Genomic DNA, 13,181 nt, shown 5'->3' with positions numbered 1-13,181 from the left:
TGCAACGTGATCGGGTGGCTGCCAACGGCCTTGATGTGACTCTTGGGCAACCGCACCACGCGCTTGTCCAGGTTCGGGCCGCCGGCCTTGCGAATGGCCGCGACGACAGCGGTCGTGGTGACCGAACCGAACAGCTTGCCCGAGTCGCCGGCGGCCTTCACCGGCAGCGACACCGGACCCAGCCCCTCGATGGCGGCCTTGATCTCGTTGGCGTGCTGAAGGTCGCGGACCTGCTTGGTGTCACGGGCACGACGGATGTCGTCGGCCTGCTTCTGCGCGCCGCGCGAGGCGACGATCGCCAGGCCGCGTGGTAACAGGAAGTTGCGGCCGTAGCCGTCCTTGACCTCGACGGTCTCGCCGACCGAACCCAGGTGGTCCACATCGGCGGTCAAAATGAGCTTCATGGTTTCGTTGATTCCGTTCTGCGTGTCCGCGCGCTTACCGCGTCGACGAGGTGAAGGGCAGCAACGCGACCTCGCGGGCGTTCTTGACCGCGATGGCAACGTCGCGCTGATGCTGGACACAGTTACCGGTCACCCGGCGGGCACGGATCTTGCCGCGCTCGCTGATGTAGGTCCGCAGCAACTGGGTGTCCTTGTAGTCGATGTCCTGCCCCTTTTTGGAGCAGAACACGCACTTGCGTACTTTGACCGGCTTTTCCGGCGCGGGACGCCGCTTGGTGGACTTCGCCATTGTCTGTCTCTTTCGTTCAGTCGTTAAGGGTTGTCAGAAGGGAGGCTCGTCGTCGCCGCCGCCGAACGAACCCGACGCCGGGGCGCTGCCCCACGGATCCTCGCCGCCAGCCGGGCTACCGGCCGAGCCGCCGCCCTGGGGTGCCTGGCTGCGGGATCCGCCGCCGCCCCCGAATCCACCCCCGCCGCCGCTGCGGCTGGCTTTGTTGACCTTGGCGGTGGCGTATCGCAGCGACGGGCCGATCTCGTCGACCTCGAGCTCGACGACGGTGCGCTTCTCGCCCTCCCGGGTCTCGAACGAACGCTGCTTGAGCCGTCCGCTCACGATCACGCGTGAACCGCGGGTGAGGCTCTCGGCTACATTCTCGGCAGCCTCCCGCCAGATGTTGCAGCGGAGAAACAGCGCTTCGCCGTCCTTCCACTCGTTGGTCTGGCGGTCGAACATGCGCGGGGTCGACGCCACCGTGAAGTTCGCGACGGCCGCGCCCGACGGCGTGAAACGCAGTTCGGGGTCGGCAGTCAGGTTTCCGATCACCGTGATGACAGTGTCACCAGCCACTGAGACCTCCTAGGTCCGTATGGGTCCGCACAGAATCGGCGAATAGTCGTCAGTCACGCTGAGCCTACGCAACGGCTCGGACGTGCCGGGGGCATTCGCCAACAGGCCGGTTGGCCGACTAGTGCTTGTCGGTGCGCATGACCTTGGTGCGCAGCACCGACTCGTTGAGGCTGAGCTGACGGTCGAGCTCGGACACCGTCGCGGGGGCGGCTTTCAGGTCGATGACCGCGTAGATGCCTTCGGCATGCTTGGCGATCTCGTACGCCAGCCGGCGTCGACCCCAGATGTCGACCTTGTCCACCGTGCCGCCGTCTTTACGGACAACATTGAGGAAGGTCTCCAGTGACGGCGCAACGGTGCGCTCGTCGAGGGTGGGGTCGAGGATGACCATGATTTCGTATGGACGCATGGGAACCTCATCACCTCCTATGGTCGTGTGCGGCCACGGCTCATTTCTCCGTGGCAGGAGGGTCGCCTGCGTCGGCAACCGTCGTAGGCTACCGGACAGCGGCCGGGCTTGCGAAATCCTGCTCGGCGCCGCGGGCTCACCCGATGTGGTCGCTCGGCATCAAAGCTGGAGGTGCGGCCGTTTAGGCCACCAGCTGGCCTGTCCGAACAGAGTGGCGATAGCGGGCACCGTGATCGTACGTACGACGAACGTGTCGATCAGGATCCCCGTGCCGATCACGAAGCCGCCCTGCACGACAGCCCCGATGCTGGCGAACAGCAAGCCATACATCGCCGCGGCGAAAATCAGGCCCGCCGCCGTTATGACACCCCCGGTCGAACTCACGGTCCGGATCACACCGCGACGGATGCCCCGCGGCGATTCGTCGCGCAACCGTGAGGCGATCAGCATGTTGTAGTCGGCGCCTACGGCGACCAACACGACGAATGCCAATCCGGGGACGCTCCAATGCAATTCCCGGCCTAGCAAGACCTGGAACACCAACACACCCATCCCGACCGCCGACAGGTACGAGATGAGCACCGAGCCCACCAGATAGAGCGGAGCGACGATCGCGCGGAGTAACACTGCGAGGATCAAGAACACGACGCTGATCGTGATGACGATGATCAGGTGGATGTCCCGGTCGTAGTAGTCGCGGGTATCCCGGAGCGTGACGGGGTAGCCCGCCATCGAGATCGAAGCATCGGCAAGGGTCGTATTGGGCTTCGCGCCGTCGGCGGTGTGCAGGATCGTGTTGACCTGATCCATTGCGTTGGCGCTGAACGGATTCAGGTTGGTCTGGATGAAATACCGCACCGAATGTCCGTCGGGAGAGATGAACGCCTGCAGGAGCTTCTTGAAATCGTCTGCGTCGAGCACTTGTGGCGGAACATTGAACCCGGCCATCGAAGGTTGTGCCGCATCCCGCCCCATTGCCATCAGAAACGCCGACGCCGTGCTGAGCCCTGCACCCAGCCGCTTGGTCTGGTCGACCAGCAGTTGTACGCCGTCGGCCAGTTGACGGCTGGCGCCGGCGAGGTCGTTGAACCCGTTCTGCATGGTCACGATGCTGGTCTGTGCGTTGCGCGGAGTGTCTAATCCCAGTGCGCGCAGCGACGAAGTGACAGACTGCAGCGCTCTGTTGAGGCCGCTCGCTGTGGCCGAAATCGTCTGCAACGACTGCGTCGACTGCAACTGGCCGGCGAGCGTCGCGACGTTGTCGAGGGTCCCGTCGTCACGTGCGACTTGAAGCCTGTGGAACTGGCCGCGCGCGGCACTACACGTGGGGTTGGAATCACATAACGGGCTGGTGTCGAGGGCCGCGACGACCGGGTCGATCCAGTCAGCACTGATCCCGATTTGCGCGAAGTCCATCTGCAGCGAATCCCCCAGGGCCCGGATGCCTGTGACGAGCCTGGCGGCTTTGTCCATTTCGGCGAACGTTCTGTTGCCGCCGAATTGATCTTGCAGGTAGACCAGGGCGTCGACGAGGCCGCGCACACTGTCGACTGACTGGCTGACTCTGGTGCGCACGTCGCCGAGACTGCCGGCCAACAGATCGGCGCCCGAGACCAGTCGGTTGAGTTCACCGGTGTGCTCGTCGATCAAGTTGGAGGCATCGCCGAGCTGATCGCCGACGAGCTTCGCCTGATATGTGGCCCTGGCCTGTTCGAGCGATTCACCCATAGGCCGGGTGACGCCACGCACCATCGCGATGCCCGGGACCTGGCTCACGCGTTGTGCCATCTGCTCCAAATCGGCGAGCGCGCGCGGTGCGCGCAGGTCTTGCGACGATTGAACGAAGAGGTACTCCGGGATCGTCTGGTTCACCGGGAAATGGCGTTCCAGCGCGGCGTACCCCATGGAGCTCGCGTCGGAAGCGGGCAATTGTTTGCGATCGTCGTAATTGAAGCGAACCAGGCTCGCAGAGCCGGCTAACAGGATCAGGATCACCATGCTGGCGGCCAGATACGCTTTCGGGCGCCGCACTATTCGCACCCCGACCCGCCGCCAGAACACAGCGGTGCGTTCCCGGCCCGGCGCTATCCATCCGCGCGGACCGGCCAGCACCAGGATCGCCGGCAACAGGGTCACCGCGGCGAGGAACGCCACGGCGACCCCGATGGCCAACGCTGGGCCAACCGTGGAGAACAGGCCGAGTTTGGCGAAGCCCATCCCCAGGAGGGTGACACCGACCGTCGCCGCCGATGCCCCTATCACCTTGCCGATGGATGCCAGCGACAGCCGTACGGCACGTTGGCAGTCCTCAGCGGTACCGGGCAGCTGCCGCATGTAGTCGTGGTAGCGGCTGACGAGGAAAACGACGTAATCCGTTCCCGCGCCGGACATCAGCGCGCTCAGCAGGACGATCGTCTGATTGGACACGGCCATTCCGGTCACCAGCGACACCCCGGCGACGACGGCCTGGGCGGTTTGCAGGGATGCGCCGATCGCTATCAGCGGCAGCAACATGGTGATCGGATTGCGGTAGATGATCAGCAGGATGACCACCAGCAAGACGCCGATCGCCAGCTCGATCGCAGCGCGATCCCGCTCTCCGGCGTCGGTCAAGTCGGCAACGGTCGCTGCGGGCCCGGTGAAATCGGCGGTCACCGTCGTTCCCTTGACGGTTCCTTTGACCATCTCAACGACCCGCGTGTAGGCGCGGTAAGACTCGGGTGTGCCCAGCTCGCCGGCAAGGCCGACCGGCAGCAGCCACGCCTTGCGGTCGGTGCTGCCAAGCATCTGACGCAGCATCGGAACCGAAAGGAAGTCCTGGACCGTCACGACGTCGCTACTGTCCCGGTGCAGTACATTGACCAGCTTGCGGTAGACCTCTTCGTCGGCCGGTCCCAGTCCCTTCTCGGCAGTGAGCAGCACGATCAGCACGTTTTCCGACCCGGGTTCGCGAAATGCTGCCTTCATGCTCTTCGCCGTGGTGACCGACGGCGCGGTAGCAGGCAGGATCGCGACCGGGTGGCGCTGGGCCATCTCCGCCAGCGACGGCACCGTCAGGGGCAGCCCCAGCGCAAGCACAACCCAGCAAGCGATAACCACCCAAGGCCGTCGTACGACGAACCCGCTCAATAGGGCGTAGATGAATTCCCCCCGGCCTTCAACCTCGCTGATGACATCGCCGGCGCAGTGCGCGAGTGGACATCTAACATTCCGGACAATTTAGCCGAAATGCCGCGGATTGCATCCCCGGTTGCGCAGTCGTCTAATAATGGACTTCGTTCAAGCCGCACCGTCCGACGAAGCGGTCGCAGACACCGTCGCTGTCGTCATCGCGACGTCCGATGCGGCCCGTCGCCGAGGCCGGGCCGGACGCAGCAGCGGGGGCAGCCAGTCCGGGGGCGCGTCGGGCACACGGTCGAACACCCCGCCGGCCGGGTCGTCGACGCGTCCGCCCCAGCGGACCAGGTCGTCTCCGGGTCGATAAATCTGCCGGAGCACCAGCGCGCACAGGATCAGCACCGCGGCGTCGCGCAGCAACACCGTCGTGGTGAACCACTGCTCGGGCAGCCCGCGGTCGGGAACGCTGTAGAGGTAATACATCCGCGGCACCCACACCAGCGCGTCGATCGTCATCCACGCCAACAGGATTCGCCGGTGCGGCAGCGCCAGAACCGCCAGCGGCACCAGCCACAGCGAAAATTGCGGGCTCCACACCTTGTTGGTCAACAGGAACGCCGCCACCACCAAGAACGCCAACTGCGCCACCCGCGGCCGATGCGGCGCGCTCAGCGCGACGTAACCGATCGCCGCGCAACACGCCACGAACAGCGTCAGCACGACCATGTTCAGGTTGTCCGGCGGCTGCCAGAAGCCCAGTCCGGTGTCGAAGCCGTGCCATCGGGTGAACGACTTGACGACGCTGTACAGCGAGTCCATGTCCTCACCGCGACGGGCGTTCAGCCGGAAGAACTCCGACCAGCCCCGCGGGAAGAGCACCAGCACCGGCAGGTTCACCACTAGCCACGTGATGGCCGCCGCGGCCCCGGTGCGAGCCACCTCGCGGAACCGTCCGGTCCGCACGCCCAGCACCAGCAACGGGCCCACCAGCAGCAGTGGATACAGCTTCGCCGCGCCGCCCAGACCGATCAGCACGCCGGCCAGCACCGGCCGCCGGCGCGCCCACGCCAGCAGACCGCCGAGCGCCAAACCCGTTGCCAGCGCGTCGAAATTGGTGAAGATCTGAAAAATCACCAACGGCGAGGCCGCCACCAGTGCGGCGTCCCAGACCCGTCGGCCGGCCAAGCCCGCGGTCGCCCACAGCGTCGCCAGCCAGGCCAACGCCAAGCCGAGTGCGGAGACGTCGAAGAACACCACCACCTCCGCGATCACCGGCAGCGGGATCATCCTGCTCACCGCGGTGTAGGTCTTGGCCAACGACATCGACACGTACTGGTAGACGCCGGTGAGAACCGGATACTCCATATAGCGCACCGCGGGCGCTCCGTCGTAACGCGTTTGCGGCTTCCCGCTACCGTCTTTTTCAATCCAGCTCGACTTGTACGGAAAACGGCCCTCGCTCAACAACTCTGCGCCGTACAGCGGCACCGTGTCGGAATAGCAGAGCTCGTAGTAGGCCCGCTGGTTCTGCCAGTTCGCGACGCGCTGGTCGCCGGGCCCGCTGCCGACGGTCTGCAGGCACGGCGCCTTGGTCGACCAGCCCAACGCCAGGAACACCAGCGCGATCAGGAACATCACCCGCAGCGGCGTCATGATCCGGGTCCGGCCGATGATCGCATGCCGTCCCACCGGACCGCCCACGACATCGGCTAACGCTGCACCCAGAAAGTCGTTGCGGCTCGGGCAATCCCGGTCATCGGCGGAGCGCAGGTCCTCGGCCAGCGGACGCGGTGAGATGTTGGTGCGCTCGTCGACGGTCACGGTGGGGACGGCGGTCCCGGCTCGGGCGCTCCCGGTGGCGGCGGAGCCGGCGCCACCGGAACCGTTGTCGGCGGGCCGATCGGAATCGTGATGCCTGGCGCGATTTCAATCGTCGGCTGGATGACCGTCATCTGCGGCGGTGGCGGTGGCGGCGGTGGCGCGACGGGAACGCCGGCAGAACCGCCGATCTCGGTCGGTTTGGGGAACGCTTCGTTTTTGGTGCCTTTGAGGGCGCCGTCCATCGTCGCCTTCCAGATATCCGACGGCAGACCGGAGCCGTAGACCGCCGCACCGCCCTTGGTCACCAGCGGAATGTCGCCGCGCACGGTGCCAACCCACACCGCCGTCGACAACGACGGGGTGTAACCGACCATCCACGCGTCCTTATCGGCGTCGGTGTCACCGAACTGGGTAGTGCCGGTTTTGGACGCCGACGCCCGCCCGCCGGCCAGGTTGTGGCCGCGCGACCACCCGGCGATCGGCTGCATCGCCGCGGTGACGTTATCGGCGACATCCTTGGGGATCCGCTGTTCGCCGGAGTTGTCGGCGTCGGTCGCATCGAACAAGACCTTGCCCTCGGCGTTGACCACCTTCTGCACGAAGTGCGGGCGATGGTAGACGCCGGAGTCTGCCAGCGTCGCGTACGCCGAAGCCATGTCGATCGGACGAGTTTGATACTGGCCCAGCACAATTCCGTTGTTGGGCGGGCCGCCTTTGCCGTCCTCGGACAGCGTGTGCGAAACGCCGGGGAAGCTTTCGGCGATGCCGGCCTGGTGCGCGGCCTGAGCCACGTCCTGCGGGCCGTTCTTCAACTTCAGCATCAGCCGGTAGTAGGAGGTGTTCAGCGACCGCTTCAGCGCCTCGGCGATGTTGCAGACCCCGCAGCCTTCGCCCTCGACGTTGGTGATCTTGATACCGTTGACCGTCAGCGGCGAGCTGTCGACCTGGTAGCCCAGACCGATGCCCTGCTCGAGCGCGGCGACCAACGCGAACACCTTGAACGACGACCCGGTCTGCAATCCGGCCTGGGCGAAGTCGAATCCGTGCGCATCGGCGCCGCCGTAATAGGCCTTCACCGCGCCATTGTGCGGATCGATCGACACAACCGCGACTCGCATGTCGGCGTTCTGCCCGGCCAGGTATTTCGCCACCGCATTCTCGGCGGCCTTCTGCGCCGTCGGGTCGATTGTGGTGGTGATTTGCAGACCCTGGGTGTTCAACGTCTGCTCGTCGATGTTGAACAGCTCCAGCAACTCTCGGGTCACCTGGCGCTGGATCAGTCCGTTGGGCCCGGTGGTCTGATTCTGCTCGCGAGCCCGCTCGGGCGGTACTGTCGGCGGGAACTCCTGGGCTGCGCGGTCTTTCGGTGAGAGTGCGTTGTCGTCGACCATCCCGTCGAGCACCCAGTTCCAGCGCTCTCGGGCACCGTCGGGGTCGATCGCCGGGTCCAGCGTCGACGGTCGCTGGATCAACGCGGCCAGCAGCGCGCCGTCGGCGACGGTGAGCTGGTCGACGGGTTTGTCGAAGTAGGCCCGCGACGCTGCCGAGATGCCGTAGGCGCCGCGGCCGAAGTAGATGATGTTCAGATAGGCCTGCAACACCTCGTCTTTGGACCATTCCCTCGACATTTTGGTCGCGATGACGAGTTCCTTGGCCTTTCGGATCAGGCCGCCGATCCCGGCACGCTGCGACCCGACCAATGCGTTCTTGACGTACTGCTGGGTGATCGTCGAACCGCCCTGGGTGTCGCCGCCGAAGATGTTGTTCTTGAACGCGCGGGCGAAACCGGTGAACGAGAAGCCCGGGTTGGAGTAGAAGTTGCGGTCCTCGGCCGCGATCACCGCCTGACGGACGTGCACCGGTACCTGGTCGATGTTGACGTCAACCCGATTGCCTTCGGGTGGAACGATTTTCGCCAACTCTGAGCCGTCGCTGGCCAGGATCGTCGATACCTGGTTGGTGCGGATGTCACCGGGCTTGGGAATGTCGACGATGAAGTAGGCCATCGCGAAGGTGACGATCGGCAACAGCAGGAGCACGACCGCGCTGACGTAGCCGCCGCGACGGGCCCACCTCCAGTTGAGGTGCCGCAGCCATTGCCAGCCTTGGCGTTGCACCCCACCTCGAAGCGGTGCTGCCGTCGGCGACGGACCAGCGGAGCCGGGCGGCGTGCGCGGCGGTGACTTGGCGTCCAGGGCGGCCTTCACCACGTCGATCGGATCCTTGAAGCGGCTCGGCGCATCGTCCTTGACCGGCGGGAGGATGGTGGTAAGCCGGTCGTCGGGCGGTATTGGCGGCCCGGAAGTGGCCTGCCTCGGCTGCGTCGACCCGCGATCGGCCCCTGACCCTTTCGGGTTGTCAGCGGCTGAGTGGTCTTGCTGCCCTTCGTTATTCACTGGCCGTGCGGGCGCCGTCGCGCGCCGTCCGGGTGCTGCGTGACTTGCGCGGCGGACGAGCCGCCGGCGTCGCGCCGAGCACATAAGACTTGACCAGGTGATTCCAGCTGCAGGTTCGGCATACCTCCACCACATGTACGGAGAACTCATCGAACCGCGAGGCCAGCAGCACCAATTCTTCGGCCGTCCGCGCCGAACCCGAGACCGCGCCCAAGTGGTCGCCGAACACCCACGACACCAGCGTCAGCTGCTCCTTGCGGCAGATCGGGCACATGACGGAGCTGACCTTGCCGTGAAACTTGGCCGCACGCAGCAGGTAGGGGTTGGCGTCGCAGACTTCGGTGACGCCGGTCCGGCCGGAGTAGACCTCGGCAAGCAGCGACCGGCGCCGAAGCGCGTAGTCCACCACCTGTCGCTGCAATCGCACGATGACCAGAGTACGTCCGCGTGGGCGGTGCGCCGAGGTAGGTCGGTCACGTTTTCGCTCTAGGAGCCGCTGACCGCACCGAACGCTCCGCCGTTTGGCCCACTGGCGACCGGCGGTTGAACGATGCGAAAACGGCAGTTGGAATCCCGAAGTAGCGCCGAATATATCGGACCGATACTATTGCGCGAGACTGTTGCTCGACATAGCAGCGTCGCATTCGACCGAGCAAAGGAGGTGCCTCTGTGCTGGAACTAGCCATCCTGGGCCTTCTGCTCGAGTCACCCATGCACGGCTACGAGCTGCGCAAGCGCTTGACCGGTCTGCTCGGCGCATTCCGCGCCTTCTCCTACGGTTCCCTCTATCCCGCACTGCGCCGGATGCAAACCGACGGATTGATCGCCGAGAACGCCGCACCGGCCGGAACACCGGTGCGTCGGGCCCGACGGGTGTACGAGATGACCGATGCGGGCCGGCTGCGTTTCAGCGAGCTGGTGGCCGATACCGGGCCACACAACTACACCGATGACGGGTTCGGTGTGCACCTGGCGTTTTTCAACCGCACACCGGCCGAGGCGCGGATGCGAATCCTGGAAGGCCGTCGGCGCCAGGTCGAAGAACGACGAGAAGGCTTGCGTGAAGCAATTGCGCGGGCCAGCAACTCGCTGGATCGCTACACCCGCCAGCTGCATCAGCTCGGGCTGGAATCCAGCGAGCGTGAAGTCAGCTGGCTCAACGAGCTGATCGCAGCCGAACGTTTAGCGCAGAGCAGCGCTGAGCAGGCCTAGCGCCAAGTAATCCCCCACGAAGAGAGTTAAGGAGAGCGCCCAATGAGTGAGCAGACCGCGCCGCAGGCGTCCACCGAGGTACGAGTCGCCATCGTTGGCGTCGGCAACTGCGCGTCCTCACTGGTCCAGGGCGTCCAGTATTACTACGACGCCGACGAGAACAGCGCCGTACCCGGCTTGATGCACGTCAAGTTCGGCCAGTACCACGTCCGCGACGTGAAGTTTGTCGCCGCGTTCGACGTGGACGCCAAGAAGGTCGGCTTCGACTTGTCCGAGGCGATCTTCGCGTCGGAGAACAACACCATCAAGATCGCCGACGTCCCGCCGACCAACGTGACGGTGCAGCGTGGCCCGACCCTCGACGGCATCGGCAAGTACTACGCCGAGACGATCGAGATTTCTGACACCGAGGCCGTCGACGTGGTGAAGGCACTCAAGGACGCCCGGGTCGACGTCATGGTGTCCTACCTGCCGGTGGGTTCGGAGCAAGCCGACAAGTTCTACGCCCAGTGCGCGATCGACGCGGGCGTGGCGTTCGTTAACGCGTTGCCGGTGTTCATCGCCTCCGACCCGGTGTGGGCCAAGAAGTTCAGCGATGCAGGCGTGCCGATCGTCGGCGACGACATCAAGAGCCAGGTCGGCGCGACGATCACGCACCGCGTGATGGCGAAGCTGTTCGAGGACCGCGGCGTGCAGCTCGACCGCACCATGCAGCTCAATGTCGGCGGCAACATGGACTTCCTGAACATGCTCGAGCGCGAGCGGTTGGAGTCCAAGAAGATCTCCAAGACTCAGGCCGTCACGTCGAACCTGCAGCGCGAGTTCAAGACCAAAGACGTGCACATCGGCCCGTCCGATCACGTCGGGTGGCTCGACGACCGCAAGTGGGCCTACGTTCGTCTCGAGGGCCGCGCCTTCGGTGACGTGCCGCTGAACCTGGAGTACAAGCTCGAGGTGTGGGACTCGCCGAACTCGGCCGGCGTCATCATCGACGCGGTGCGCGCCGCCAAGATCGCCAAGGACCGCGGCATCGGTGGGCCGGTTGTCGCGGCGTCGGCCTACCTGATGAAGAGCCCCCCGAAGCAGATGGCCGACGACATCGCCCGAACCCAGCTCGAAGAGTTCATCATCGAGGGCTGACGTTCCCCTCCCAACGTCGAGTTGTCGGGCCGCGTCACGGCTGAATCGCCCAATAACTCGACGTTCGGCCGGGTCTCGTAGTGTCGAGAGTCATGACCGACATTTCCGACGCGGAGTTGCTGGAACTGTCCGAATTCGGGCTGTTGTCCGAGAACGCCGAGCAGGCCGGGGTCAGCGGCCCGCTGCCGCCGGTGCGGCGGGTCGAGATCGACGGCATCAGTGCGCTGCGGTGGGGCGAGGATTCGCCGCGGGTGGTCTTCTTCCACGGTGGCGGGCAGAACGCGCACACCTGGGACACCGTGATCGTCGGTCTGGGCGTGGCCGCGCTCGCCGTCGACCTGCCCGGCCACGGGCATTCGGCGTGGCGCGAGGACGGTGACTACTCGCCGCAGAACAACGCAGCGGCCGTCGCGCCGGTGATCCGCGACCTTGCCCCCGACTCCGAGCTGGTGGTCGGCATGTCGCTGGGCGGGCTCACCGCGATCGGCCTGGGTGCCATCGCGCCGTCCTTGGTGCCCGAGCTGGTACTGGTTGACGTCACCCCGTCGGCGATGAAGCGGGTCGCCGAGATGACCCAGGAGCAGCAGGGCACCGTCGCCCTGATGCAAGGCGAGCGCGAATTCCCCAGCTTCGAGTCGATCCTCGACATCACCACCGCCGCCGCGCCGCATCGGGACCGGAAGGCGTTGCGCCGCGGAGTTTTTCACAACACCCGTCGGCTCGATAACGGTAAGTGGACCTGGCGCTGGGACACCATCCGCAAGGTCCCCGATTTCGACGGTCTATGGGATACCGTCTCAGGACTGCCGGCACCGGTCCGGCTGGTGCGTGGCGCCACGTCGGGGTTCGTCTCCGAGCAAGACGCCGACGAGCTGGCCCGGCGCGCCCAGCAGTTCCGTGGCGTTCAGGTCGTCGAGAACGCGGGGCACTCCGTGCAGAGCGACCAGCCACTGGTGCTCACCGACATCCTGCGCGGCGTGCTCGAGCACTAGAAGGCACACGCGCCTACCGTTGGAGGCATGACTTTCCCCGCCAGGCCGATCCGCGAGCGCTGACGTGTCGAAGCTCCTTACGCTGCTGGCCACCCTGCTGCTGACCTACACGCTGGCGCCGATCGCGCCTGCGAGCGCCGACAACAACCTGTGCAAGCCGGTCGGTGAGGAAGGCGCGATCGCGCTGCCGCGAAGGCTGGCAGCCGCCAACCGGCCCCGCGAGGACAAATTCACCACCGCCGACGTCGAGCCGCTCAGCGCGGTCGACATCAACAAGCTCGGTTTGCGCACCCCCGGGACGCTGATCGTGGGCACCCAGCCGGGCGGCCCGCCGACCAGCTGCCTGGACAGCGCCGGACGCTACTCCGGATACGACAACGAGCTGCTGCGGGCGATCGCTGCGAAACTGGGACTGCGCGTCGTCTTCGCCGGCACCGAGTTCTCCAGCCTGCTCGCCCAGGTCGCGTCGCGACGCTTCGACGTCGGCTCGGCGTCGATCATGGCTACCGAAGCGCGCCGTCGCACAGTCGGTTTCACCAATGGCTATGACTTCGGTTATCTGTCGCTGATCGTGCCGTCCGGCTCGCCGTTGGGCAGCTTCGACGACCTCGCGGCCGGGCAGCGGATCGGCGTGGTCCAGGGCACCGTCGAAGAGGCCTACGTCGTCGACACCCTGCACATCGAGCCGGTGAAATTCCCCGACTTCACCACCGTGTACACCAGCGTCAAGACCCACCAGATCGATGCCTGGGTGGCGCCGGCGATGGAGGCGACCAACGTGATGCGGCCAGGGGACACCGCCTCGGTCGCCGCGTACACCTTCGGGTTGGGCAATTTCGTCGC

At 65.7% G+C, this 13,181-nt stretch carries 12 protein-coding genes; 4 read left to right on the top strand and 8 right to left on the bottom strand.

All coding sequences use genetic code 11. The features are described 5' to 3' along the window. The 8 genes from rplI to AC2VOG_RS07005 form a co-directional block, all read right to left on the bottom strand. Positions 1-404, bottom strand: a 404-nt coding sequence (gene rplI / locus AC2VOG_RS07040; RefSeq protein ID WP_486939199.1) for a 50S ribosomal protein L9, incomplete at its 3' end; no start/stop codon positions are given. 34 nt (positions 405-438) lie between these two features. Then, the gene (gene rpsR, locus AC2VOG_RS07035; RefSeq protein ID WP_486939198.1) at positions 439-693 is read right to left on the bottom strand and encodes a 30S ribosomal protein S18; all 255 of its coding nucleotides are present in this window, start codon (positions 691-693) and stop codon (positions 439-441) included. A 33-nt stretch (positions 694-726) separates the two neighbouring features. Continuing rightward, the gene (locus AC2VOG_RS07030) at positions 727-1,251 is read right to left on the bottom strand and encodes a single-stranded DNA-binding protein (protein ID WP_486939197.1); all 525 of its coding nucleotides are present in this window, start codon (positions 1,249-1,251) and stop codon (positions 727-729) included. Positions 1,252-1,369: 118 nt separating this feature from the next. Next, positions 1,370-1,660 (bottom strand): 30S ribosomal protein S6, encoded by a 291-nt coding sequence (gene rpsF / locus AC2VOG_RS07025; RefSeq protein ID WP_424395859.1) that lies wholly within the window; start codon positions 1,658-1,660, stop codon positions 1,370-1,372. A 159-nt stretch (positions 1,661-1,819) separates the two neighbouring features. Continuing rightward, positions 1,820-4,759, bottom strand: coding sequence for an MMPL/RND family transporter (locus tag AC2VOG_RS07020; protein ID WP_486939196.1), 2,940 nt, complete (start codon positions 4,757-4,759; stop codon positions 1,820-1,822). 180 nt (positions 4,760-4,939) lie between these two features. Then, the gene (locus AC2VOG_RS07015; RefSeq protein WP_486939195.1) at positions 4,940-6,598 is read right to left on the bottom strand and encodes a glycosyltransferase family 87 protein; all 1,659 of its coding nucleotides are present in this window, start codon (positions 6,596-6,598) and stop codon (positions 4,940-4,942) included. Further along, positions 6,595-8,994, bottom strand: a complete 2,400-nt coding sequence (locus AC2VOG_RS07010) for a transglycosylase domain-containing protein (RefSeq protein WP_486939194.1) — start codon at positions 8,992-8,994, stop codon at positions 6,595-6,597. Before AC2VOG_RS07010 ends, AC2VOG_RS07015 begins: the two co-directional genes overlap by 4 nt. Further along, positions 8,987-9,421: a DUF5318 family protein gene (locus AC2VOG_RS07005; protein WP_486939193.1), complete on the bottom strand. Its 435-nt coding sequence runs from the start codon at positions 9,419-9,421 to the stop codon at positions 8,987-8,989. Before AC2VOG_RS07005 ends, AC2VOG_RS07010 begins: the two co-directional genes overlap by 8 nt. 242 nt (positions 9,422-9,663) lie before the next feature. On the opposite strand from AC2VOG_RS07005, the gene AC2VOG_RS07000 reads away from it, so the two are divergent. The 4 genes from AC2VOG_RS07000 to AC2VOG_RS06985 all read left to right on the top strand — a co-directional run. Further along, positions 9,664-10,206: a PadR family transcriptional regulator gene (locus tag AC2VOG_RS07000; RefSeq protein WP_486939192.1), complete on the top strand. Its 543-nt coding sequence runs from the start codon at positions 9,664-9,666 to the stop codon at positions 10,204-10,206. Positions 10,207-10,248: 42 nt separating this feature from the next. Continuing rightward, complete coding sequence (locus AC2VOG_RS06995; RefSeq protein ID WP_486939191.1) at positions 10,249-11,346, top strand: inositol-3-phosphate synthase; 1,098 nt, start codon at positions 10,249-10,251, stop codon at positions 11,344-11,346. Positions 11,347-11,438: 92 nt separating this feature from the next. After that, on the top strand, positions 11,439-12,338 hold the full coding sequence (locus tag AC2VOG_RS06990; RefSeq protein WP_486939190.1) for an alpha/beta fold hydrolase: 900 nt from the start codon (positions 11,439-11,441) through the stop codon (positions 12,336-12,338). A gap of 64 nt (positions 12,339-12,402) precedes the next feature. Continuing rightward, positions 12,403-13,181, top strand: a 779-nt coding sequence (locus AC2VOG_RS06985; RefSeq protein WP_486939189.1) for an ABC transporter substrate-binding protein, incomplete at its 3' end; no start/stop codon positions are given.

The organism is Mycobacterium sp. TH-M11, from assembly GCF_057473725.1.
This window is presented reverse-complemented; position numbering and strand designations above follow the sequence as displayed.